This window comes from Bradyrhizobium iriomotense (assembly GCF_018130765.1).
In the GTDB taxonomy this organism is placed as follows: Bacteria; Pseudomonadota; Alphaproteobacteria; order Rhizobiales; family Xanthobacteraceae; genus Bradyrhizobium; species Bradyrhizobium iriomotense_A.
In genome coordinates this window covers 87,910-110,266 of record NZ_JAFCJZ010000011.1, presented here as the reverse complement: position 1 = coordinate 110,266, position 22,357 = coordinate 87,910, and the positions used below count along the sequence as shown (strand labels likewise).

The following is a 22,357-nucleotide window of genomic DNA, read 5'->3' as shown; positions in this document are numbered from 1 at the left end:
CGGGCCATGACCGAGGACAACAGCCCGCCCCGCACATTCAAAGGCCTTTTGCGCTGGGCGACCACACCGCCGCAGGCCTGCGGCGTCTATCTCCTCGCCCTCCTGCTGGTGTGGCTGGTCTCGTTCTATGCCGGCTCGCTGAAGCCGAAGAAGACGCCGGAGACGAACCCGCCCGCGGCCACGGCGCCGAAAAGCTAGGCCGGCTTCGTCTCGCTGGTCGCAATCCAGATGCCGGCGAAGACCGCGACGAGCCCGATCAGAAGGTTCGCCGTGATCGGCTCGCCGATCAGCAGCGCTGCCAGCAGCGTCGCGGCAATCGGATTGACCGTCATGGTGTTGGCGACGCGGGTCGGCGTCGCCCGCCCCAAGGCCATGACCCAGAGGATGAAGGCGAGCGCACCGCCGCCGGCACCGAGATAGATGCCGGCAATCCACTGCGCCTCGGTGAAGTGATCGAGCGCCGCAAAGCTGCCCTTCACGAAACCCGCCAGCACCAACACCACGGCGCCCGCGCCCATGCCGACCGTGAGGAAGCCGAGCGCGCTCGAACGCTGCATCAGCGGGCGCGACAGCACGTTGTAGAACGCCATGCAGAACACGGCCGCGGTCATGATCAGTTCGCCGCGCCAGGCTCCCGGCGGGCTTTGCGCCAGCCCCGCGGCGAGCGCCGCCGCGACGCCGAACACGGCGATGCCCACACCCATGATCTTGCGCGTGGTCAGCCGCTCCACGCCGAGGATCGCACCGACCACCATGGTGTGCAGCGGCAACGTCGCCAGCGCGAGGCTGGCGCGCGCCGCGGTCGTGTAGGACACCGCGATATTATAGAGGATGAAGAACAGGCCGAAGAAGCAGATGCCGAGCAGCGCCACGGCCGGCCAGTCGGAGCGCTGCGGCCAGCGCACACCGAGCAGCAGCGCGCATGGCAGGAGACAGAGGAAACCGATCCCCCAGCGCAGGATTGCCAGCAGGACCGGATCGGCGCCGCCAACGAGATAGCGGGTGATCGCCGCCGCCGTGCCGCCGATGCTGCTCGAGACAAGCGCGATCGCAACGCCAAGCCACTCGCCCACGACCGTCTCCTGTCCCGGAGCTATTGCGGGCGGCTAGCACAGCCCTGCTGCCACCGGTGTGGCAACAGGGGCTTAACGAGGGCTAATCGTAAAACTCCGGCGCCATCTTCTGGCCGTCGCGCTGGGCCTTGTCGTGGTTGATCCAGAGCTGCGCCTTCTCCTTGGTGAGGGTGTCGGCAATCTTCTGCATCGAAGCCGTGGTCTGGTCCTTGTTGACGTTCATGCTGGGAACGCGGCGGTTGTCCCAATTGTCCTTGAAGTGCACGGCGTCGCCGGAGAGGATCACCGCGCCGGTCGTCGGCAATTTCACCAGCAGCGACTGGTGCCCCGGCGTGTGACCGGGCGTCGACAGGATGGTCACGCTGCTATCGCCGAACACGTCCTTGTCGCCCGTAAGCTGCTCGACCGGATGCGAGGGCTTGAAGCGCGGCTCGTTGTTGGTGCCGGGCCAGTCATATTCGGCCTTCTGCACGTAGAGCGTGGCCTGCGGGAACAGCTCGACATTGCCGGAATGGTCCGGATGCGTATGCGAGACGGCCATGGCCTTGATATCGTCGGGCTTGACGCCGAGCTGTTCGAGCTGAGCGGCCAGCGTCTTCGGCCGGCGCCAGGTCACCGCCTTGGGATCAGCGGGCACCAGGCCGTTGGGCATGGCCGCAACGGCATCAGCGATGCCGGTGTCCCACAAAAACCAGCCCCTGGCGTGCTTGACGAGGTAGCAGCTGTCGACGAAGTCCATCGTCTTGCCCTCGTTCAGGCCGGGCGTCCAGCGCGAGATGTCGCCGGCAGTGCCCTCGCCGCAATTGAGGACGTAGAGCCTCTCGACGCCGGTCTTCTCCGACTGCGCCATCGCTGCATGACTGAACAAGGCGAGAGCGGCGGCGGCAAAAGCAAGCTTGATCATGGACGTCATCCCTGGTCCTCCTTGGCAAGCGTTTTTGGGAAGTTGCGACCGTGGGATCAACCCCGGCCGCGCCGCAGAATTCCGCTCCCGCCGATCACGTCAGTGCGGGCAGGTCTCGACCTCGACCGTGACGTGGCTGAGGCCCTTCAGCCCGGCGAGCCGCTTCTTGTAGACCGCCGGCTGCTTCGGCTTGTCCGACACCACCGACACCAGCACGGCGCAATGGCCGGGGCCGACCTGCCAGAGATGCAGATCGGTGACGCGGTCCTCGCCGACCTCCATGCGCGCCCGGATCACCCGCTCCAGCTTCTCGTCGGCGCGCACGTCGAGCAGCACCGCGCCTGACGACTTGATCAGGCCGAACGCCCAGCTTGCGATCACGACGCTGCCGATCAGGCCCACGGCCGGGTCGGCCCAGACCCAGCCCGAATACATCGCAACCACAAGGGCGCCGATCGCCAGCACCGAGGTCGCTGCATCCGCCATGACGTGGACGTAGGCCGCGCGAAGGTTGTTGTCGTGATGATGGTGATGGTGACCATGGTCATGGTCGTGATCATCGTGATCATGATGCGCATGGCTGTGGCCATGACCATGGCCGTGATGGTCGTGGCTGTCGCGCAGCAGCCACGCGCTGGCGAGGTTCACGCACAGCCCCAGCGCGGCCACCGCGATCGCCTCACCGTAGACGATCGGCACCGGTGTGATCAGCCGCAGCACGCTTTCATAGGCGATCTCGACCGCGATCAATCCCAGGATGATCGCGCTGGAAAAGGCGGCGAGATCGCCGAACTTGCCGGTGCCGAAGGTGAAATGCGCATTGCCCAGGTGCCGGCGCGCGAAGCGGTAGGCGAAGGCGGCTATGCCGAGCGCGGCCGCATGCGTTCCCATGTGCCAGCCGTCGGCCAGAAGTGCCATCGAGCCGAACAGCGAGCCCGCCACGATCTCGCCGACCATCATGACCAGCGTCAGCACAACGACGAGCCAGGTGCGCCGCTCGTTCTCGTCGTGCTTCTCACCCAGGAAGGCGTGGTCATGGGTCCACTGCTCGATGGAATGGGAGTGCATCGGCCAAATCTCCGGAAAACAGAATCCGAGGGCCAATATAGGCCCCGGAAGCATATCTTTCTAACGTCAAATACCGACGAAACCGGCGATTGACAGGCCGCCCCGGTTTCGTTGTAATTGAGGCATGGGGATTTGAGCGATCTCCCCACGAGGCGACATGCCCAAGTATCGCGTCCCGTTCGGTTTTTGCGAGGACGCATCAACATGTCTACATTCACGACTATATCATCTGACAAATTGGCGCGCCTGATCGGCACGGCCAATGCCCCTGTCCTTATCGACGTGCGAACCGAGGAGGATTTTGCCGCCGACCGGCGGCTGATCCCAGGCTCCATCAGGCGCAGCCACGAGACCGTTGCGGAATGGGGCGGCGAATTTGCCGGCCGCCGGGCCGTCGTCTCGTGCTTCCGCGGCGAGAAGCTCGCGCAGGGCACGGCGGCCTGGCTCCGCCAGCTCGGCGTAGAGGCCGAGACGCTGGAGGGCGGCTTCGAGGGCTGGAAGGCGGCCAAGTTGCCGCTGCTCGATACCCGCAAGCTGCCACCGCGCGATGCCAGGGGGCGCACCGTCTGGGTCACGCGGGCGCGGCCGAAGGTCGATCGCATCGCCTGCCCATGGCTGATCCGCCGCTTCGTCGATCCCAGCGCGGTGTTCCTCTATGTGGCACCGTCCGAGGTGGTCGCGGTCGGCGAGCGCTTTGGCGCAGCCCCCTTCGACATCGAGAACGTGTTCTGGAGTCACCGCGGCGAGCTCTGCACCTTCGACGTCATGGTCGAGGAGTTCGGCATCGCGACGCCGGCCCTGCTCCACCTCGCGACGCTGGTGCGCGGCGCCGACACCGCGCGGCCAGACCTTGCGCCGGAGGCGCCCGGCCTGCTCGCGGCCTCGCTCGGGCTGTCGCGGATGTACGATGACGATCTCGAGCAGCTCGAGGCCGGCATGACGCTCTACGACGCGTTCTACCGCTGGTGCCGGGACGCCACCACCGAGACCCACAACTGGCCGACCAACAAAGTGAAGGCGTAATGGACACCCGTAGCGTTCAAACAGGAGCTGATGCCGGTCACGGCATCAGCTTCAACGAGGCCTTCCGCGTCTGGCTGCGCGTCGCCTGCCTCAGCTTCGGCGGGCCCGCGGGCCAGATCGCGGTGATGCATCGCATCCTGGTCGAGGAGAAGAAGTGGATCTCCGAGGGCCGTTTCCTGCATGCGCTGAACTATTGCATGCTGTTGCCGGGACCGGAGGCGCAGCAGCTTGCGACCTATGTCGGCTGGCTGATGCATCGGACCGCCGGCGGGCTCATGGCGGGCGGGCTGTTCATCCTGCCCGGCATCATCGCGATCATGGCCCTCAGCTACATCTACGCTGCTTTCGGCAATGTGAGCTTCGTCGAGGCGCTGTTCTTCGGCCTCAAGGCCGCCGTGCTCGCCATTGTGGTCGAAGCCGTATTCCGCGTCGGCAAGCGCGCGCTGAAGAACCGCATCATGATCGCGCTCGCTGCCATCGCCTTCGTCGCGATCTTCTTCTTCGCCGTTCCCTTCCCGATCATCATCATTGCCGCCGGCGTGATCGGATATATCGGCGCGAGGCAAGGTCGTCCGGAATTTGCTCCGGCCGGTCACGGCCCTAGCGGCAGCAGCGCCGTGATCGACAGCATGCTCGGCGACGCCGTGCCCGATCACGTCAAACCAGACACCGGCCGCGCGATCCGCGTCGGCGCGCTGTGGCTCGCGCTCTGGCTGGTGCCGGTGATCGCACTGCTCGCAGCGTTCGGTGAGGCCAACGTCTTCAGCCAGATCGCGCTGTTCCTCTCGAAGATGGCGCTCGTCACCTTCGGCGGCGCCTATGCGGTGCTGGCCTATGTCGCCCAACAGGCGGTCGAGCATTATCACTGGCTGAAGCCGCACGAGATGCTCGACGGCCTCGGCATGGCCGAGACCACGCCGGGCCCGTTGATCATGGTGCTGCAGTTCGTGGGCTTCATGGCGGCCTATCGCGACCCGGGTGGTCTGTCGCCGATGGTCGCGGCCACCTTCGGCGGCCTGCTCGCGACCTGGGTCACCTTCACGCCCTGCTTCCTCTGGATCTTCGTCGGCGCGCCCTATATCGAGCGCCTGCGCGGCAACACGGGCCTTGCCGGCGCGCTCAGCGCGATCACCGCCGCGGTCGTCGGCGTCATCCTCAACCTCTCGATCTGGTTCGCGCTGCACACGCTCTTCCGCGAGACCGTACCGGTGCATGCCTTCCCGTTCGCGTTCGACCGGCCGGTCCTGACCAGCGTCGACATCCCCGCGCTCGTGCTGGCGATCGCGGCCGCAACCGCGATCTTCCGGTTCAAGCTGGGGATGCTGACGGTGCTGGCGGGCAGCTGCGCTGCGGGCGTGGGGCTGCGGCTGGTGGGGGTGATCTGAGTTCTCCCCCAAAGAAGAGGGTTTCTATTACACTTACCAAAGTTGGGGGCCCTGGAAACTCGGCAACTCATGCCCACATCAGCGGCACTGACCTCAACTTTCAGGAATGGCTCTTTAGCATTGCAATCTTGACGCCTAATGATAATCTGACATTTTTACTTAAGAAGCTTATCCATGAACGTCCTTCCTGGTTCGCTTTTTTTCGTTCTCGCGTCTCAGATTCTCTTTGTTGGCTGTTTTGCTTACACCTATGTCGTCTACTTTCAGCCAGACAAGCTCGTGGGCGGAACGGCGAGTATCGCAGCGGCTGTTTTGGCGATCCTGGCCGGCGCCTACAAGCTTCTGCCAACGAACTTGCTAGACGTTTTCAGCTCATACATCGGATCTGTCGTCGACAAAATTGGATACTGGTTGGCCGCCACACTGTTGGTCTGGATAGCCCTCGTCGCAGGGAGCTACGAGATGCGAAGCGATATATTTGGCCGTCTGCTCTATGTAAGACGCTTGCAAGAGGCCATTGGCCAAGGTGCGCTTGATCGAATTTCACTGCCGAACACCACCGCTCTAGCGTCGGCGTTCTCTACTTTTCCGAATCGCAGAGAAGTTCCCGTATTACTTGCCCGATCGTCACGTCTCCTCATTCAAGCGGGAAGACCAGACATATTCCGTTCCTTTCAGCACAGCTTTCTCGAAAAGGTCGATCTTGACCAAGTCGTCTCGAACACATGCCGAATGCGCGCACATCCCCCCCGTCATGATGGCTTAACCTTCCTGGCGACGATCGCAGCAGAAGGCTATTGGCCGTCCGCTCCTCCATCCGATCCGAACTATCGGGTACAGCTGCAAGCGAGTTTGGAAAAGCTCAAAACACTCATCGAGGCAGTCAAGAAATGTAGAAAGGGAGTTCTTGAGGCCGAGATGGAACTCGTCAAACTATACGACTCCATAAACGACATGCTCACCTCTGGCGGCCTGCCCATTCAATATGACATCAAAGCAGAGCTAACCAAGCTTGAGCAAGCTCTCTCGGGGCCAAATCAGCAGGCAATATTGGACTTCTGGCAATCGCACGGTGCTCAGGACTATCTAGATTTTCGCGCCTATATGCTTCTTGACGATTTGAAAACTCGATATGAACGCGAGAACAACTTCGAGAACAGCGCCGAAGCAACGGCAATGATGAGCAAAGCCTTATCGCACTTCGAAACTCTATTGCTTCTAAGACAGAGTTCTGTGAGACCCGGTGATGTCATATGGAGCACACCACCATTCAAGCTCACGTTGTTCTACGCCTTTATGATCGACGCAAACGTTCGCACAGTCGTTTGGGATGACCAAGTCGAGCTCTTCACGCGCGTCCCCCGCGTCCAACGAAGTGTGCAGGAATTTGCAAACCGCAAAGTGTTCGATGAATTTAGATCAGCGCGCGGGTGGTATGCGGGCACACCTCTGGATTCCAACCTGAACGGAAGCGCTCTCACAGACAAGATAAACGCCTGGCTGAAATTGGACTGGTAACAAAATGATTGGAGACTGACATGCATTTTGCATCAAGCCGCAGAACCCAAAGCGAACTGCCAAATGCGACCAGCAAGGGGCTTATTGGCGGAGGAACGGGCGGACACCATATCGCGCCTTCCGAGCAATTTGTTTACACATTCGGATCGCAAGAACTTCAACGTGCATTTTCGCACGCGACCGCCAAAGTGATCATTCACCACGGCGACTTGGTTCATTCAGAGCGTTACGCTGCGGTACACCCCTACTTCGAAGGAACGACAATTCATGCGACGCCAGGGTCAGGGCTTGAGATTTTGACGATCCAAGATTTGAGGCTGATATTCGCCGGCAAAATTTCCAACTGGAATCAGATCGGGGGAAATGATTTGCCGATCGATCTCGCTATGCGCGGAGACCCCATTTTCTTTGAGGCTGCGAACTACAATCTGGTCAGGCAAGGTATCAAGCTCGAACGCCAGCTGGTTCTCGCTCGATCATACGAAGAATTGGCAAGCTTCGGCGCAGCAAAACTGGGGGCATTGATATTTGGGTTGCGCGGTCCTTTCGCCCACCATCCGGATCTACGTCCATTAAAACTGGACGGAGGACTTCCTCAGAAAAATAACATCGGCTATCCACTCAGGTCGCAAATGACGACCTTGGTTCGAACGCACGATGCACGAGCCTTAGACTTGGCCCTTCGGTTCGCGGCAAGCCTGCGTGAGCAATTTGCTGCGGACGGAATGCTAGTTGATGTTGAGCAAGACTTTCTATGCCTCGAGGCTTTGCAACATCGAAGGATGGGTACAAGCCAGTTTGCCGCCCGTCACTGCCTAGAACCTGCCTCCTAAGGTAATCTTACCCGCAATGGAGCCGCTACTTGGCGTGCATCGCCCAGCAGGCGGTTGAACATTGCCGTCTGAAGCCACACGAGATGCTCGACGGCCTAGGGTCCACGGCCGTCGTGATGAAGTGGAAACCACAGTAAGTAGCGCCTCCCACGCCACAACCCCCTCGGGCAACACAGGCGCGACGCCATGGCCACATCGACTGTCAAGCCCGCCACCGGAAAATATTTCACTTTACCGAAATTCGGATTTGTCGTACAAGCAAAACACCCTGGCCCGAGACAAGGGGCGGATCGCGATCGTCACGAACCGCGGGCTGGGCAGCGATGGACGCGACGGCGTCGGGCACGATCGGCATTGCAGGGCGGCTTCGGCTGTGAGCAATGACCATCGCGCCAACGACACGACGCTGACAGCGTCTTCGCATGACTTCGGGAGCGAGCACACGCCACCTCTCGAAAGTCCCGGCGAAGACGTGCGCGGACGGAGAAGTCGTGTGGTCCTGACGCCCGGGGTCTGTGCGTCAAGGCTTGCGGTGATGTGGCGGCCCGACCGGGTGCGCGCATCAGTGATCCGCAAGGCGACGGGGGCAATAGTGCATCGCTCCCCGGGGAGAGCACGAAGGACACCGTTAAAACCAGTCGCGCAGGGAAGGCCGGGCGATCCGGCGAGACCTGTGGTCCACCCCGTGTGCATTTTCTGTGGCGCACGGACTTGCGGGTGCCAGCGCGCCGCGAGAACGCGATTGTGCGCCTGCTGTTTGAAATGTGAACTGGAGAGCGATGGCCTCGCCGCTTGCTCCGTCATTGCGAGCGGAGCGAAGCAGTCCAGACTGTCTCCGCGGAAAGATTCTGGATTGCTTCGCTCCGCTCGCAATGACGCTGAGTTAGCCATGCGCGCCACACCATCGCCGTCACTCTGATGAGCGAGTTGGTGCCGTAGGGCTACCGCATCATCATCCGCGCAATCGCCTCGCCGATCACTACCGTGGTGAAATGCATGTTGGCGCGGCAGTCGGACGGCATGATCGAAGCGTCGGCGACGCGCAGGCCCGCGATGCCCTTCACCGTGCCATCGGGATTGACCACGCCATCGGCGTCGCCAGCGCCGCTCATGCGGCAGCTGCCGGCAGCATGCTGGATGTCGCCGGTCTCTCGCCGCAGCAGCGCATCGAGCTCGTGATCCGGCAGGCTGGCTGCCTGCGGCAACGTCAAGTCGGTGTCGGTCAAGCGGATCCAGTCGGCGATGCCTGACAGCGCCGGCTGCGAGGTGATCACGGCAAGGCGTTTCACCGCATCCATCATCCGCAGCATGTCGCGGGGATCGGCCAGCATGTTCTCCTCGACGACAGGATCGATCTCAGGGTCGGTCGAGGCCAGCTTGAGCGTTCCACGCGAATAGGCGTTGAACAGCCCGGCGCCGATCGCGCCGGGCACGCCGATGCCGCGATGGTTGAACGCGATCAGGATCATGTCGCGCTTGCCGCCGTTGGCAAGGCCCGACGAATAGGTCACGCAGCAATTGGTGTGGCGAGTGTCCGGATCGGTCGGCCGCAGGTCCTCGCGGAGCTGGATGGTGGCACGAAACAGCGGGTGGTCGAAGAAGTGGCGGCCGACCGGCAGGTCGCGCTCGACCGCGATCCCCATCGCCTTCAACTCGTCCGCAGGTCCAATGCCCGAGCGCAGCAGGATCGCCGGGCTGTGGATCGCGCCGGCGCAGAGCACGATCTGACGCGCGCTGATCTCCTGGGTGCCCTGCCCCTCGATGTGAACGCGGAGGCCGGTCGCCCGTCCGTCGCTGATCAGCACGCGATCGACCAGCGCATGCCCGCGGATTTCCAGATTGGCGCGGCCGCGCGCAGGCTCGAGATAACCCTCATTGGTGGTGATGCGGCGCAAGTTGCGGCTGTTGATGGGATAGCAGGCAACGCCCTCACCGTCCGGGCCGTTGAGGTCGGCGCACCAGGGATAGCCGCTCGCCAGCGCCGCATCGCGCAAGCCGCGATCGATCGGCCCCCATGTCTCGGGTGGCGCGCGATAGACCGGCAATGGTCCACCGCGGCCATGGCCTGCGGTGTCGCCGAATTCAAGATCGTCCTCGATCACCGAGAATAGCGGCATCACCTCTTTCGCCGACCAGCCGTTGCAGCCATTGGCCGCCCATTCGTCGAAGGCATCGGCAACGCCGCGGATCGCGATCTGGCCGTTCATCATCGATGAGCCACCAAGCCCCTTGCCGCGCCAGTAGAAGCGCGGCTCCTGCCCGGCCACGCGACGGGTCAGAAGATCGGGCCACTGCCACTTCTCCTGGTACTCGCGCTTGTGGATGATCGGAATCGGATTGGGCGTTCTCACCTCCCAAGGCGCTTCATCAGCGCGCCAGTCGAGACCGGCCTCTAACAGCAGCACGCGGCGTGCGGGATCTTCGGAGAGCCTTGCGGCCACAGCGGCGCCGGCTGAGCCGCCGCCGACAACAATGACATCGTACATCGCGCTACTTCTCAACGTTCCAGAACACCGGAATTGCCGACGGGATCAGATTGCGCCACTCGGCACGATAGGCGGCCGGTTGGGCGAACTGCCCCCACGGAATCGCGGGCGCCTGATCGTACATGACGGCCTGGATCTCGGAAGCGATCTTCTTGCGGTCCTCCTCGGCCGGCGCCTTGGCGAAGGCTTCCATCAGAGGGGTGATGCGCGCATCGCATTGCCAGCCGGTGAAGTCGGCGCAATTGAAGGCGACCATGACGTTGGTCAGCGGCGAGCCCAGGTCGTAGCCGCCGGCATGAACGCCATACACGCTCCAGCCCTCCTTCTTGGCGCGGCGCGCCAGCACGCTCGCCCAATCCATCACCTGGAGATCGACGTTGAAACCGGCCTGTTTCAATCGTTCGGCCAGCACCTGCGCCGATACGCGCGGGGCTTCGAGATCGTTGGCCTCCATGACGACGACCGGCTCGCCGGCATATTTGGTCGCCTTCAGCGCAGCCTTCGCCGCCTCGATCGACGGCTTGGCGGCAGCTTCCGTGCCGGCCTTGCTCTCATAGGTGGTTCCGCAGGTGAAGTAGGTCGCGCAAGGAGCGGCGTATTTGGCGTCGAGCCCAAGTGCATCCAGCACCTCGCGCTGGTCGACCAGCTTCCACAGCACGCGCCGGATCGCGGGATCGTCGAACGGTTTCGAGGCAGCGTTGAGGCGATAGGCACCGGCGAACATGTTGCCGCCGGTGAAGTTGACGAGTTTGACGCGGGAGTTCTTCTCCAACTGCGGCAACAGATCGAACGGTGCGTATTGCATGAAGTCGACTTCGCCCGCCTGAAGCGCGGACGCGGCGGTCGCACCGTCGGGGATGACGCGGATCTCCAGCGTATCGATGTTGACGCGCTTGCCGCCGGCGAGGAAGTCGGCGGGCTCAGAGCGCGGCACATAATCGGCGAACTTCTTCAGGATCATGCGATCGCCGGTGCGGTGATCGGCCTTGCTGTAGACGAACGGACCGGAGCCGATGATCTCGGTGATGCGCTGGTCGCCCGGTGTCTTGGCGATGCGCTCGGTCATCATGAAGGCGACGGGGCTGACGGGATTGCCGAGCGCGTCGATGACGAGGCCGGACGGCTCCTTCAGCGTCAGCACGAAGGTCTTCGCATCGGTCGGCTCGAGCGAGGCCGTGATCGCAAAAATGCGGCGGCCGAGCGCGCTGCGGGTGCCCCACCGGCGCAACGAAGCGACGCAATCGGCAGATGTGACCGGCTGGCCGTCATGCCATTTCAAACCGTCGCGCAGCGTGAACGTGTAGGTCAACCCGTCGGCCGAGACTTTCCAGTCCTGCACCATCTGCGGCTTGATCTCGCCCTTGGAGTCCTTCGCGAACAGCGTGTCGAACACCATGTAGCCGAACGTGCGCGAAATATAGGCCGTGGAAAAATGCGGATCGAGCGTAACGATCTCCGCCTCGAGCACCGCGACGAGATTGCCCGCCGCATGCGCGGGCGCCGCCACCAGCGCGAGGCCGAACAGCGCCGGAATGAAAGCCTTCAGTTTGAACATTGGTGTCTTTTCGCCTTTTGACCAGCCGTTTGCAGTGGCCAGGAAAAAGCAATGTTCGTGCCCGCACGTATGCTCTCGTGGCTATCTGCCACGCGTTTACGGGGTACTCAATGTCAGTTGCAATGACGATGGGGAGATAGGTGCGCACCACTCTCTCGTGCCCCGGACGCAGCGCAGCGCTCCTTAGCGGTGCGCTGCAGAGCCGGGGCCCATGTCTCCGAGCGATCCGTGCAGCGTGGGTCCCGGCTCTGCGCAGCAACGCGAAGAGCGTTGCAGCGCGTCCGGGACACAAGCACCCTACCCGATCACCCGGCCGAACTTGTTCGACTTCGGGAAACCCTTCGGCGGCAGGCGGCCGGCATCCGCGCGGGTGCCCTGCCACTCCGCGAGCTCCTTCATGGTCGCGCTGAACTCGCGACCCGCGGAGTCCTTCCAGGTCAGGCCGGCCTTGGCGTCGAACACGGCGACGTCGGAGAGGCCGCCATCCTTGTACTTCTGCAGGCGCACGCCGCGGCCGCGGGCCATCTCCGGCACCTGGTCGAGCGGGAACACCAGCATCTTGCGGTTCTCGCCGATCACCGCGACGGTGTCGCCGAGCACCTCGGTGACCGTGCGTGCCTCGTTCGGCATGTCGACGTTGAGGACCTGCTTGCCCTTCTTGGTGGTGCCGACGCAATCGTCCTCGTTGACGACGAAGCCCTGGCCTTCGTGGCTCGCTACCAGGAACTTGCGGCCGCCCTTGTTGACGAACAGCGCGACGGGCGCGGCCTCCTGCTCGAGGTCGATGAACAGGCGGATCGGCTCGCCGTGGCCGCGGCCGCCCGGGAGTTTCGCGACATCGAGCGAGTAGAATTTGCCGTTGGTGGCGAACAGCAGCAGTTTCGAGGTCGTCTCGGCGAAGAAGGCGAAGCCGAGCTTATCGTCCTGCTTGAAGGCGAGGCCCGAGAGATCCTCGACATGCCCTTTCATGGTGCGGATCCAGCCCTTGTCGGAGACGACGACCGTCACCGGCTCACGCTCGACGAAAGCTTCCTCGATCGCGGCGAGGTCGTGCTCGGGCGCGTCGGCGAAGGTGGTGCGGCGCTTGCCGAGCGGCGTCTTCGGTCCGAACATGTCGCGGACCTTGCCGACCTGCTCGCCGACCTTCTTCCACTGCTCGGCTTCGGAGGCGAGCACCGCGTTGATGCCCTTGAGCTCGGCGCGGAGGTTCTTGTCCTCGGTGCGGATCTCCATCTCCTCGAGCTTGCGCAAGGAGCGCAGGCGCATGTTGAGGATGGCTTCCGCCTGCACCTCGGTGAGCTTGAACGCCTTCATCAGCTCGGGCTTCGGCTCATCCTCGGTGCGGATGATCTTGATCACCTTGTCGATGTTCAGATAGGCGATCAGGAAGCCGCCGAGGACTTCCAGCCGGTGCTCGATCTGCGTCTTGCGGTAGTTGCTGCGGCGGATCAGCACGTCGCGTAGATGGTCGAGCCATTCGCGCAAGCACTCCGCGAGCCCCACGACCTTGGGGATGCGGCCCTTGATCAGCACGTTGAGGTTCAGCGGAATCTTGTTCTCGAGCTCGGTGAGCCGGAACAGCGATTCCATCATCAGGGCGGGATCGACGTTCTTCGACTTCGGCTCGATGACGATGCGGACGTCTTCGGCCGACTCGTCCCTGACGTCGCCGACCAGCGGCAGCTTCTTCTGGTCCTGCAGCTCGGCGATCTTCTCGATCAGGCGCGACTTCTGCACCAGGAAGGGGATCTCGGTGACGACGACGACCCAGGTGCCGCGTGCGCCCTCTTCCTGCTCCCAGCGGGCGCGGACACGGAACGAGCCACGGCCGGTGGTGTAGGCTTCAGCGATGGCCTGCTTGGAATCGACGCAGATGCCGCCGGTCGGGAAATCCGGGCCCTTCACCCACTTGAGCAGCGCCTTCGACTTCGCGTCGGGCTTCTCGATCAGATGCAGCGCGGCGTCGCAAAGCTCGGCGGCGTTGTGCGGCGGGATCGAGGTCGCCATGCCGACCGCGATGCCCTGCGCGCCGTTGGCGAGAAGGTTCGGAAAGCCGCCGGGCAGCACGACCGGCTCTTTCGACTGGCCGTCGTAATTGGCGCGGAATTCGACGCCGTCCTCGTCGATGCCTTCGAGCAGAAGCCGCGCGACGTCGGTCATGCGCGCTTCGGTGTAGCGGTAGGCGGCCGGATTATCGCCGTCGATATTGCCGAAATTGCCCTGGCCGTCGACCAGCGGATAGCGCGAGGAGAAATCCTGCGCGAGGCGGACCATGGCGTCGTAGATCGCCTGGTCGCCGTGCGGATGGAACGAACCCATCACGTCGCCGACGATCTTTGCGGATTTCTTGAACGCCGTGCCGGGGTCGAGGCGGAGCAGCCGCATGCCGTAGAGGATGCGCCGGTGCACCGGCTTCAGGCCGTCGCGCGCGTCCGGCAGCGCGCGATGCATGATGGTGGACAGCGCATAGGCGAGATAGCGCTCTTCCAGCGCTTCCCGCAGCGGAACCTCATGGATTTCGGCCGGCTCTTCCGGCGGAACTATTCGTTTGCCCATTAGGCCTTTACTTTCAAAGACTTCCGGCCGGGCCTCGGGCAACTTCCCAAAAACCTGGCCAATTCTCCCCCGCTGGGGCGCGATTCGGGCGGATATATAGCAGGCTGGGCAGCGACATGCGCCCCCTGCCCGGCGCTGGGGCGGTCCGCTGAGTTATCCACAGGCCGCCTGCCGCTGCTTCGGGCGGTATGGGGTTACGCGACGGTCGAAAGATAGAGCTGCGTGTCGAAATAGTCCGATGCCCGGAGCGGGTTCGTGACTCCGGCATCTGCCATGAAGAAGTCGCTGACCTGCTGAAGCCACTTCACGACGGTGCCGTCCGAATAGAGGCGTCGCCATTCGCGCGAGGAATAAAGCTTCTGGGCCTTGAAGGCCTCGGTGATGCCGTCCCGACCCGACTGCTGATAGTGCGACCATTGCAAGGACTCCGCGGCCGCCGCTGGATTGCGGACCATGTGATTGTTCGCGTCCGTCCAGGCACGGATGATGCGGCTCAGTACCTCCCTGTTCTGCGCGTAGTAATCGCTCCTCGCGGCCCAACCGCCCAGCACGGCCGATTGCGGATAGAAGGCGGACGCATCGACCAGCTTGATCGCCTCGGGCAGCGCCTGGCGCACGGCGATATTGAACGGCACCCAGAGCGCCACGGCAGGAACGTCGCCGGCGATGAACGCCTGGACCGCGGCGGGCATGCTGCGATTGACGATCTGGACCTCGGACGGATTGATGTTGTTGGCGCGTAGCGCCCTGTCGAGAAAGATGTGCGCGGTCGTCTTCGTGGTCGTCGCGATCCGTCTCCCCCTGAGGTCGGCGAAGGTCGTGACGCCGAGCGTCGGCCGGACCCAGAGTTGCGCGGTCGCCACCTCGATGTCGTTGATGAGAAAGCCGCGGCCCTGGCCAAGCGCGAGATAGTTCGAGATGACGCCACCAGCCGACACGACATCGACCCGTCCCTTCCCCATCGCCTCGAACACCTCGGGTCCGGTGCTGAATTCGTGCAGCTCGAAATCAACTCCCTCGCGGTCGAACGAGCCGCGATCGAGACCAGTCCAGATGTGTCCGTCCACGGCAACCACGTGGAGATAGCCGAGCCGCACTCTGCTGCGCGCCTGCGCAAGAGCCGGTGCGCCCAGCGCCGACATGGTGGCCAGGGCCGCGCCACGATGCAGCAACCGTCGGCGGCTGATGTCGCCGGCGCTCACGCCGCCTCCCCCGGATTCTGGGCCGCCGCGCGGAGGCGCCGGGCGTGATACTGCGCGATGCCGTCCGCGGGATAATCGAGCAGGAAGCCGGCGAGCCGGGCCAGAGTCGTCTCGACCGCACCGTCCTTGGCAATCAGCGTGAAAACCTCGTCCCAGCGTCGGCACATCGCGATCTCGGCCTCGTTCGCCTGCGCGAGCTCGCTGCGCAGCTCGCTGACCTCGATCGCCTCGGCAAATCCCTTCGGCCTGATGCTGTCGACGCTCCGGAACAGGAAGGCGTGCCCGGCATGCGCGCGGACGGCCGCACTAACCAGCACGCGCGTGCCGTAGTTCTTGTTCAGCCCTTCCAGCCGCGAGGCCAGGTTGATGGTGGCACCGAGCGCGGTGTAGTTCATCCGGTCGCTCGAGCCGATATTGCCGACCACGGCATCGCCGACGTGAAGGCCGAAGCGCGTATCGTAGGGCGGCCAGCCCTCGCGCCGAAATTCCCTGTTGAGCGCTTCATTTGCCACGACGCATGCCAGGACGGCACGGCACGCATTGACGGTGTGATCAGGGTCATCGGCGGGCGCATTCCAGAACGCCATCACGGCATCGCCGATATATTTGTCGATCGTGCCCTGGTGCCGCATGATCTCGTCCGACAATGCGGCGAAGTAGCGCGAGGTGTGGATCATCACCTGCGACGGATCGGCCCGTTCCGTCTTGGCGGTGAAATCGGCGATGTCGGTGAACAGCACCGTCACCTCGCGCCTGGCGCCGCCGAGGCTGAGCGAGGAGCCGGTCTCGATCAGCTGCCGCACGATCTGGCGCGGGATGAAGCTGGCAAAACTGCGGACCACGCTACGCATGGTGAACACCGAGCGACCGAGTTCCTCGATCTCGGTAATGACGGAATGAACGCGCGGCCGCTCCGCGATCTCAAAGCGCTGGATCTCGTCGGTCTGCTGGACGATGTTGCGCAGCGGCCGCGCCATCAGCGATCCCAGCCAGAACGCGAATGGCAGCGTGGCGCCGACGAAAGCGAGCGCCAGCGCGAACAGGGTGCGGCGCTCGCCGATGATCTGCGCGTAGAATTCGTCGAGCGGCGCGATCATCGCGAGGCGAACGTTGGCGGAGCCCGTCGTTTCAAGCTTATGAACCGCGGCGACATAAGTGCGCCCCGACGCGCCGGTGAAGAATTGCTGGGCCGGCCCGCCCTCGCGCCAGGAGCGGATGATCGGCACGAGGCCCGGCAGCTTGAGCGCGCCGACCTGCGGCAGGTCGTCCTGCCGTTCCGGGATCTCGGCCATCAGGCGGCTCATCTCGGGATGGCCGACGATCCGCTCGCTGCCGTCGAACAGGAAGGCGAGTCCCGACTGCCCGAGCTTCTGCTCCGCCAGCATGTCTTCGAAGCGGTTCAGCAGCACGTCTCCGGCGACGACGCCGCGCCGTCCCTCCTTCAACGGCGTCCGCAGCGTGTAACCGGGTTCGCCCGTGGCGTAGAAGACGTAAGGGCCGGTGAGCAGCGTCTTGTCGTTCCTGAATGCCTCGACATACCAGGGCCGCTGACGCGGGTCGTAATCCCTGGGGCCGGCGACCTCGGCCACCTGGATGAGGTTCTCGGACAGATACTGGGTCACCGGTGCGGCGCCCGCCGTGCGCGAGATCACCACCAGCCGGAAGGCCGCATCCTGATCCACGTTCAGGCTCGTCCTGAAAGCGGGCCTGGCGCGATCGATCACGTCCATCTCGATGAATGAACCATCCTCATAGCCCACATAGAGATTGAAGAGCTGCGGATCATTGCGCAGCATCGCCGCCATCAGGCTGTAGAGCCGCGAGTTGTCGGCGACGTCGGCCTCCCGGATGGACGGCAGGCCGGACAGGATGTCGAGACTGTCGCGAACGTTCTTGAACTGCTCGTCGACGTGGTCCGCCCCCAGTTGAGCCACCTTCTCGATGAAGCTGCTGGCCGCCTTCTGCGTGATCACCGTCACGCGTTCGAAGCTGAGATAGACCAGCGTCAAGCCCACGATCAGCACGACGGCAACGAACACCGTGATGATCGACGTCTGAAAGCCGATGCTGAATGCGCGCTTTGTGGTTTGATCTCCCGCCATCGAGCGACGCCGGCGCCTCCCTCAGTACTTTCGAACGATGGGCTTCGTCGCCGCCGGCGCAGGCGCGGCCGGCGAGACCGAGAAGGTGACCCAGGTCGACCAGCTGTTCGGCCGGTTCTCGACCTCCAGGTCCTTGTAGCCACGGACATTGAGATAGCCCTGGTAGCCGTCGGACATCGGGATCATGAAACCGATCTGCGGCCCGATGCCGACCGCCTGCCCCCTGAAGCCGCCAAGCCTGGCGCCGGGACCGCTGTCGTCGGTGAGCTGCTGGAAGAAATAGCGGGCGACGCCGATATGGACATTCTTGCTGACAAACTGGGACGCCGCCCAATCGACATGGAAGTCGATGCCGTTCTGGTACTGGAGGAACGGGTTCATGAAATTGTAGGTGAGCCCGCGGCCATCTGGGCCTGCGCCATTGCCTCCGACGTCAGTGCCGCAGCGGCGACGATCGAGGACGTTCCAAGCAGCAGATGTCTGCGATTGAGCGGTTGGTCAGCCCGAGACTGGTTGTTGTTGTTCTCCAATTGGGTACTCATCTGACACTCCTATGCTGCGGCTGTTCCTTCTTGCTCGTGGTGAACACCAAACGGTGACCGCACCACGCAGCGGAAGCCGACATGGCTGGTCGAGGTATCGATCGGCTCGGCATGCCGCGCCGCCGGGCGGTAGCGGCGGCAGTAATTCGGCGCGCAGAGGTGTGAGCCGCCCTTCAAGACTTTGCGCGGGATGCGGACGTCGGGTTGACATGGATCAAAGCTCGCATCTTCCCGGCCGCCACGCGGATTTCTGGGAATGCAGCAGGGCTTCGCCGCTTCGGCCTGATGCCGCGACGACCACCAGTCCGAGGTCCACTCCCAGACATTGCCGATCATGTCGTAGAGCCCGTAGCCGTTCGGCGGAAAGGCCATGACCGGCGAGGTACGCTTGAACCCATCCTCGCCGAGGTTCTGGACAGGGAAGTTTCCCTGCCAGATGTTGGCCATGTGCCTGCCGCCCGGCATCAGCGCGTCACCCCAGGCAAACTCCTCGCCGTCGAGCCCGCCGCGCGCAGCGAACTCCCACTCCGCTTCCGTCGGCAGGTCCTTGCCAGCCCAGCGCGCATAGGCGGTCGCGTCATTGTAGGAGACGTGCACGACCGGGTGGTCGTCGAGCCCTTTGATATTGCTGCCGGGGCCGTAGGGATGGCGCCAATTGGCGCCGCGCATGAAGGACCACCACTGGCTCCAGTCGGCAAGATCCGTGATGCGCGGCAGCGGCGAGAACACCAGTGAGCCCGCGTAGAGCATCTCCCTGAGCGCGCCTGGATAGTCCTTGGGATCAGGGACGACCTGCGCCTCCGTCACATGGCCGGTGGCGTTGACGAACTGCTCGAACTGCCGGTTGGTCACCGGCGTGCGGTCGATCCAGAAGCCGTCGACTGAGACACGATGGCTCGGCGCTTCCTCGGGATAGTGGTGATCGGATCCCATACGGAAGGTGCCGCCGGGAATGAAGACCATCTCGCCGGTCTTCACATCATCCGGCAACCACTCGCAGTGATCCAGGTCGGCCCGCAGCATGGTGGAACTCCGATACGCGTAGTCCACAGGTGCTATGATACGGACTTCGGCAGCCGCCGATGACGGCAGATTGCCTCGCGCATTGGACGCATGGTCTGGTCCCCCCTCTTCCCTGGCGCTGAGGGCCGGAGATGTAGATCGCGAGTTGCGTCAACATCTCTCCCGTTCTTGCGCGCACGCGTTCAGAGCATGCAGCAGCACGCTGCCCCTTCCGCGCCGCGATCCGCAGCGCGCTTTCGATTCATATCGCTTAGGTTGCAAATGGTATCCGAAGATGCAGCGACTGTGATGTGCAGATTGTGCCAGCATCTCGCGGCGATGGCCGGGACCGAGCGATGCTGCGTCTCATAGCCGCACAATTCGCAGCCTCGCGGCCGGATTTATCGCGTCGCATTCGACGATCATTCGCCTCAAAACGCGAACTCAATTCACAGCACCTCTTCGCGTTGTGGTGGTATTTCGCTTGTCGTCTGCCGCACAAATGTCGCGCTTCAAGACAAGTGTACGACCATGGAGCAGTCTCTTCTGGTTGATTCGCGGAAGCTCGACGGTTTCGAGGGCCTACACCAGGCCGTGCACGGCTCTCACGTCGACGTCATGCAGCTCGGACGCGGGCGGCTACGCGGGACATTGTCCCATGTCGGCATCGGCGATTTCTCGCTCAGCATCGGCGCCTTCAACATCGGAATGCGCACGCAGCGCACGTCCAGCGACGCCAAGCTCATCATCGGGATGCTGCTGGCAGCCGAGCAGCGCGTTGCCCATTGGTCCTTCGACATGCAGCTCAACGATGTGCTCGTGATTCCGCCGCTGCTCGAGCATGATGGCGTCTTTCACGGCGCATCCGCTTATGCGGCCATGCGCTTCGATCTCGATCAGGTGGCGGAGCTGTTCGGCGGAGAGGCGCGTCTGAGCGATCCCGACACTTGGCGCAGGCGCGGTCACTTCCGGGCGGACCTCGCGACCGGCGCATTGGCCTCGCGTCGTCTGATCCGGATCATGTCCCATCTGGCCACCCACAAGCACGGCCTGACGCCGTCGACAGCCGATTTCTGGAAGCGATCGATCGTCGAATGCATGGCTGCGAACGTGATGTCGTCGCTGCCGCCCGATGACGGCGGCAGACTTCCTTCAGCAAGGCGGCTCATCCGCAGAGTCGAGGAGTATCTTGACCAGGCCGGCACGCGCCCGGTGCATGTTTCGGAAATATGCGCCGCGTTCATGGTGTCGCGACGTACCCTGCATCGCGCCTTTCAAGAGGTGTTCGGGCTCGGCCCCGTCACCTTCCTGCGCCATAAGCGCCTGTGCACCATTCACTCCATCTTGCGAGAGAGCAGGCCGGGTTCGACCACCGTGGCGGCGGTCGCGATGCAGCAGGGCTTCTACGAGCTCGGGCGCTTCTCGCAGTATTATTCGATGATGTTCGGGGAGCGTCCCTCGCAAACCCTGGGAGTCACATCATTCCCTCTCTCTGACGATGGGCACGCCCAAGCAAGCTCCGCCCCCTCCCAGAGATGAAACGACGAGCGGATCTCGCGACGTTGTCCCGTGCAGCCCGGTTCAGGATCAATCCGTTCCTTGTGGGCGGGCTACTGCCCGGCCCATCCGGCGGTCACGGTCTGGGTCTTTGCCTGTGCCGGGATGTTGGTCAGGCAGCGGCGGGCCGTCTCGATCTCGGCCTCCGTTGCGCCGTGGGAGCGCGCCCACGTCTCCGCGGCCGCCGCGGAGTATTTCGCCACATAGTAGCGCACGACCGTGCAGGAGGCGCGGCGAAACAGGCCGGGTTGCGGCTCGCCAGCCATCGCGTCCGGCGCAAGGGCAAGCAGCGCCGCCGACAGCGCAAATCCTCTGATCAACATTTAGGCTGTCCCCATTGTGGAACCCTGGCGCCAACGCGATCACGCCGATTTCGTTCCCGGGAGCTCCATGCCCTCAGGCAGAGCAGATGCGCAGTTCCCTCATGGTCCCGAAATCGCCCTCGCCTGCTGCCGTAGCAGCGCATTGATGAAGCCGGCCCGCGCATCGGAATGGCCCTGCCCGCGCGGCTCCAGCACGTGGCGCAGCAGGAACAGGCCGGTCAGCCGGAAGCCATCCTGGAGATCCTGCTCTGTGAGTTCGCTCGCGGTTTCGCCGTGCCGCAGGAACGGAGGCAGCCGCAACAGCCGGTCCCGCCACGGCTCGCCCGCGCCGCGCGATACCGCCCCGCCGGATTTGGGCGAAACGTAGATCAGGTCCGTGGTCTCGCCGGTCACCGCGCAATTCTCCAGCGCGAGCCCGAAGCCGAGCTCGGCGAGCATCGCCAGTTCGAAGTGAATGAGATGCACCGCGGCGCTGCCGATGTCGTCGAAATCGTCCAGCGAATGTTCGAGCAGCGAGAATATCTCCTCATGCGGATCGCGCTCCGGCAGCAGCCGCGCAATCGAGGCGAGATGAGTGACGCCGTAGACGCCATGAGAGGATCCCAGCAGCGACGCCGCACGCAGCTTCAGCCCTTCGATGGCGTAGGTGCCGAGATGCTCGTCGAGCCGCGCCCGCCACACCGCGCTGACGCTGTTGCCGGGCTGGAGCAGCGGCCGCAGCCGCGAGCTGGCACCGCCGCGCACGAGGCCGAGATGCCTGCCGTGCGCGCGCGTCAAGAGCTCGACGATGGCGCTGCTCTCGCCATGCCGCCGCACGCCCAGCACGATGCCTTCGTCGGTCCATTCCATGTGCAAAGTATAGCGCGATATGCCTTGATGCAGAAGTTTGGACACGCTTGGAATCACAATGGACTTCATTGCCGGATTGATCGCCCCCATTATCGAGTTGGTGATCTGGGTCGTCTGGAAGGTCATCTTCGATGCAGTGCCGGCCGTTTTCTATTTCACTGCGCTGGCGCTGCTGTTCGTGATCACCTTGGGCAAAGTCAGGGTCGAGTTTCCGGAACGTCTGACCCGCGTTGGCTGGACGGGCGCCCTGCATATCAGGCGGCCGGGCGAAGGCCGGGTGATCCTGTCACCGGCGCTCGGCGTGATCGCGGGCTTCGTGATCTGGGCCATCGTCGCAAGCGCGGTGATCATTGTCCACGCCTACCGATCATAGAATCGT

The 22,357-nt window shown here is 63.5% G+C and carries 20 protein-coding genes; 7 read left to right on the top strand and 13 right to left on the bottom strand.

Annotated elements, in window-relative coordinates:
• The first annotated feature begins 6 nt into the window (after window positions 1-6).
• Window positions 7-198, top strand: coding sequence for a hypothetical protein (locus JQ635_RS19955; protein ID WP_211411509.1), 192 nt, complete (start codon window positions 7-9; stop codon window positions 196-198).
• Here JQ635_RS19955 and JQ635_RS19950 read toward each other — a convergent pair.
• The 3 genes from JQ635_RS19950 to dmeF all read right to left on the bottom strand — a co-directional run bounded on the left by JQ635_RS19950 (window position 195) and on the right by dmeF (window position 3,045).
• Window positions 195-1,073 carry a DMT family transporter gene (locus tag JQ635_RS19950; RefSeq protein ID WP_211411508.1) on the bottom strand — a complete coding sequence of 293 codons (879 nt, stop codon included), beginning with the start codon at window positions 1,071-1,073 and terminating at the stop codon, window positions 195-197. The two genes, JQ635_RS19955 and JQ635_RS19950, sit on opposite strands and share 4 nt — an antisense overlap.
• Window positions 1,074-1,155: 82 nt before the next feature.
• A complete protein-coding gene (locus JQ635_RS19945; protein ID WP_211411507.1) occupies window positions 1,156-1,986 on the bottom strand; it encodes an N-acyl homoserine lactonase family protein in 831 nt (276 codons plus the stop codon).
• A 90-nt stretch (window positions 1,987-2,076) separates the two neighbouring features.
• A complete protein-coding gene (gene dmeF, locus JQ635_RS19940) occupies window positions 2,077-3,045 on the bottom strand; it encodes a CDF family Co(II)/Ni(II) efflux transporter DmeF (protein ID WP_211411506.1) in 969 nt (322 codons plus the stop codon).
• Between the two features lie 204 nt (window positions 3,046-3,249).
• Here dmeF and JQ635_RS19935 point away from each other — a divergent pair, with 204 nt between their 5' ends.
• From JQ635_RS19935 to JQ635_RS19920, 4 genes are all read left to right on the top strand, one after another.
• Window positions 3,250-4,068 carry a chromate resistance protein ChrB domain-containing protein gene (locus tag JQ635_RS19935; protein WP_211411505.1) on the top strand — a complete coding sequence of 273 codons (819 nt, stop codon included), beginning with the start codon at window positions 3,250-3,252 and terminating at the stop codon, window positions 4,066-4,068.
• Window positions 4,068-5,453, top strand: a complete 1,386-nt coding sequence (gene chrA / locus JQ635_RS19930; RefSeq protein WP_211411504.1) for a chromate efflux transporter — start codon at window positions 4,068-4,070, stop codon at window positions 5,451-5,453. Before JQ635_RS19935 ends, chrA begins: the two co-directional genes overlap by 1 nt.
• 174 nt (window positions 5,454-5,627) lie before the next feature.
• Window positions 5,628-6,971: a hypothetical protein gene (locus JQ635_RS19925; protein ID WP_211411503.1), complete on the top strand. Its 1,344-nt coding sequence runs from the start codon at window positions 5,628-5,630 to the stop codon at window positions 6,969-6,971.
• Between the two features lie 20 nt (window positions 6,972-6,991).
• Entirely contained in the window at window positions 6,992-7,804 is an 813-nt protein-coding gene (locus JQ635_RS19920; protein WP_211411502.1) for a substrate-binding domain-containing protein, read from the top strand.
• A 941-nt stretch (window positions 7,805-8,745) separates the two neighbouring features.
• On the opposite strand, the gene JQ635_RS19915 is transcribed toward JQ635_RS19920, so the two are convergent.
• The 8 genes from JQ635_RS19915 to JQ635_RS19880 all read right to left on the bottom strand — a co-directional run bounded on the left by JQ635_RS19915 (window position 8,746) and on the right by JQ635_RS19880 (window position 19,270).
• The gene (locus JQ635_RS19915; protein ID WP_211411501.1) at window positions 8,746-10,290 is read right to left on the bottom strand and encodes a GMC family oxidoreductase; all 1,545 of its coding nucleotides are present in this window, start codon (window positions 10,288-10,290) and stop codon (window positions 8,746-8,748) included.
• Window positions 10,291-10,294: 4 nt separating this feature from the next.
• Window positions 10,295-11,845 carry an ABC transporter substrate-binding protein gene (locus JQ635_RS19910; RefSeq protein ID WP_211411500.1) on the bottom strand — a complete coding sequence of 517 codons (1,551 nt, stop codon included), beginning with the start codon at window positions 11,843-11,845 and terminating at the stop codon, window positions 10,295-10,297.
• Between the two features lie 297 nt (window positions 11,846-12,142).
• Window positions 12,143-14,401 carry a DNA topoisomerase IV subunit A gene (parC, locus tag JQ635_RS19905; RefSeq protein ID WP_211411499.1) on the bottom strand — a complete coding sequence of 753 codons (2,259 nt, stop codon included), beginning with the start codon at window positions 14,399-14,401 and terminating at the stop codon, window positions 12,143-12,145.
• Between the two features lie 194 nt (window positions 14,402-14,595).
• Complete coding sequence (locus JQ635_RS19900) at window positions 14,596-15,543, bottom strand: ABC transporter substrate-binding protein (protein ID WP_211411627.1); 948 nt, start codon at window positions 15,541-15,543, stop codon at window positions 14,596-14,598.
• Between the two features lie 56 nt (window positions 15,544-15,599).
• A complete protein-coding gene (locus tag JQ635_RS19895) occupies window positions 15,600-17,705 on the bottom strand; it encodes an adenylate/guanylate cyclase domain-containing protein (protein WP_211411498.1) in 2,106 nt (701 codons plus the stop codon).
• Between the two features lie 21 nt (window positions 17,706-17,726).
• Window positions 17,727-18,086, bottom strand: coding sequence for a SphA family protein (locus tag JQ635_RS19890; RefSeq protein ID WP_349631873.1), 360 nt, complete (start codon window positions 18,084-18,086; stop codon window positions 17,727-17,729).
• Entirely contained in the window at window positions 18,083-18,247 is a 165-nt protein-coding gene (locus tag JQ635_RS19885) for a hypothetical protein (protein ID WP_211411497.1), read from the bottom strand. The genes JQ635_RS19890 and JQ635_RS19885 overlap by 4 nt, the downstream gene beginning before the upstream one ends.
• A gap of 9 nt (window positions 18,248-18,256) precedes the next feature.
• Window positions 18,257-19,270 carry a formylglycine-generating enzyme family protein gene (locus JQ635_RS19880; RefSeq protein WP_211411496.1) on the bottom strand — a complete coding sequence of 338 codons (1,014 nt, stop codon included), beginning with the start codon at window positions 19,268-19,270 and terminating at the stop codon, window positions 18,257-18,259.
• A gap of 510 nt (window positions 19,271-19,780) precedes the next feature.
• On the opposite strand from JQ635_RS19880, the gene JQ635_RS19875 reads away from it, so the two are divergent.
• A complete protein-coding gene (locus JQ635_RS19875) occupies window positions 19,781-20,788 on the top strand; it encodes a helix-turn-helix domain-containing protein (RefSeq protein WP_211411495.1) in 1,008 nt (335 codons plus the stop codon).
• Between the two features lie 71 nt (window positions 20,789-20,859).
• Here JQ635_RS19875 and JQ635_RS19870 read toward each other — a convergent pair whose 3' ends face one another.
• Both JQ635_RS19870 and recO read right to left on the bottom strand, forming a co-directional pair.
• Window positions 20,860-21,129, bottom strand: coding sequence for a hypothetical protein (locus JQ635_RS19870; RefSeq protein WP_211411494.1), 270 nt, complete (start codon window positions 21,127-21,129; stop codon window positions 20,860-20,862).
• Window positions 21,130-21,228: 99 nt separating this feature from the next.
• Window positions 21,229-21,978: a DNA repair protein RecO gene (gene recO, locus JQ635_RS19865; RefSeq protein WP_211411626.1), complete on the bottom strand. Its 750-nt coding sequence runs from the start codon at window positions 21,976-21,978 to the stop codon at window positions 21,229-21,231.
• Window positions 21,979-22,036: 58 nt separating this feature from the next.
• On the opposite strand from recO, the gene JQ635_RS19860 reads away from it, so the two are divergent.
• Complete coding sequence (locus JQ635_RS19860) at window positions 22,037-22,351, top strand: hypothetical protein (RefSeq protein WP_211411493.1); 315 nt, start codon at window positions 22,037-22,039, stop codon at window positions 22,349-22,351.
• Window positions 22,352-22,357 lie beyond the last annotated feature (6 nt).

Coding starts and splice junctions, on each gene's coding strand:
- JQ635_RS19880 (WP_211411496.1), bottom strand. CDS start 19,270: ATGCTGCGGGCCGACCTGGATCACTGCGAGTGGTTGCCGGATGATGTG.
- JQ635_RS19900 (WP_211411627.1), bottom strand. CDS start 15,543: ATGTCGGCGCTGGGCGCACCGGCTCTTGCGCAGGCGCGCAGCAGAGTG.
- dmeF (WP_211411506.1), bottom strand. CDS start 3,045: ATGCACTCCCATTCCATCGAGCAGTGGACCCATGACCACGCCTTCCTG.
- JQ635_RS19920 (WP_211411502.1), top strand. CDS start 6,992: ATGCATTTTGCATCAAGCCGCAGAACCCAAAGCGAACTGCCAAATGCG.
- chrA (WP_211411504.1), top strand. CDS start 4,068: ATGGACACCCGTAGCGTTCAAACAGGAGCTGATGCCGGTCACGGCATC.
- JQ635_RS19885 (WP_211411497.1), bottom strand. CDS start 18,247: ATGAGTACCCAATTGGAGAACAACAACAACCAGTCTCGGGCTGACCAA.
- JQ635_RS19875 (WP_211411495.1), top strand. CDS start 19,781: ATGGAGCAGTCTCTTCTGGTTGATTCGCGGAAGCTCGACGGTTTCGAG.
- JQ635_RS19945 (WP_211411507.1), bottom strand. CDS start 1,986: ATGACGTCCATGATCAAGCTTGCTTTTGCCGCCGCCGCTCTCGCCTTG.
- JQ635_RS19870 (WP_211411494.1), bottom strand. CDS start 21,129: ATGTTGATCAGAGGATTTGCGCTGTCGGCGGCGCTGCTTGCCCTTGCG.
- JQ635_RS19915 (WP_211411501.1), bottom strand. CDS start 10,290: ATGTACGATGTCATTGTTGTCGGCGGCGGCTCAGCCGGCGCCGCTGTG.
- JQ635_RS19895 (WP_211411498.1), bottom strand. CDS start 17,705: ATGGCGGGAGATCAAACCACAAAGCGCGCATTCAGCATCGGCTTTCAG.
- JQ635_RS19925 (WP_211411503.1), top strand. CDS start 5,628: ATGAACGTCCTTCCTGGTTCGCTTTTTTTCGTTCTCGCGTCTCAGATT.
- JQ635_RS19955 (WP_211411509.1), top strand. CDS start 7: ATGACCGAGGACAACAGCCCGCCCCGCACATTCAAAGGCCTTTTGCGC.
- recO (WP_211411626.1), bottom strand. CDS start 21,978: ATGGAATGGACCGACGAAGGCATCGTGCTGGGCGTGCGGCGGCATGGC.
- JQ635_RS19860 (WP_211411493.1), top strand. CDS start 22,037: ATGGACTTCATTGCCGGATTGATCGCCCCCATTATCGAGTTGGTGATC.
- JQ635_RS19910 (WP_211411500.1), bottom strand. CDS start 11,845: ATGTTCAAACTGAAGGCTTTCATTCCGGCGCTGTTCGGCCTCGCGCTG.
- JQ635_RS19935 (WP_211411505.1), top strand. CDS start 3,250: ATGTCTACATTCACGACTATATCATCTGACAAATTGGCGCGCCTGATC.
- JQ635_RS19890 (WP_349631873.1), bottom strand. CDS start 18,086: ATGAACCCGTTCCTCCAGTACCAGAACGGCATCGACTTCCATGTCGAT.
- parC (WP_211411499.1), bottom strand. CDS start 14,401: ATGGGCAAACGAATAGTTCCGCCGGAAGAGCCGGCCGAAATCCATGAG.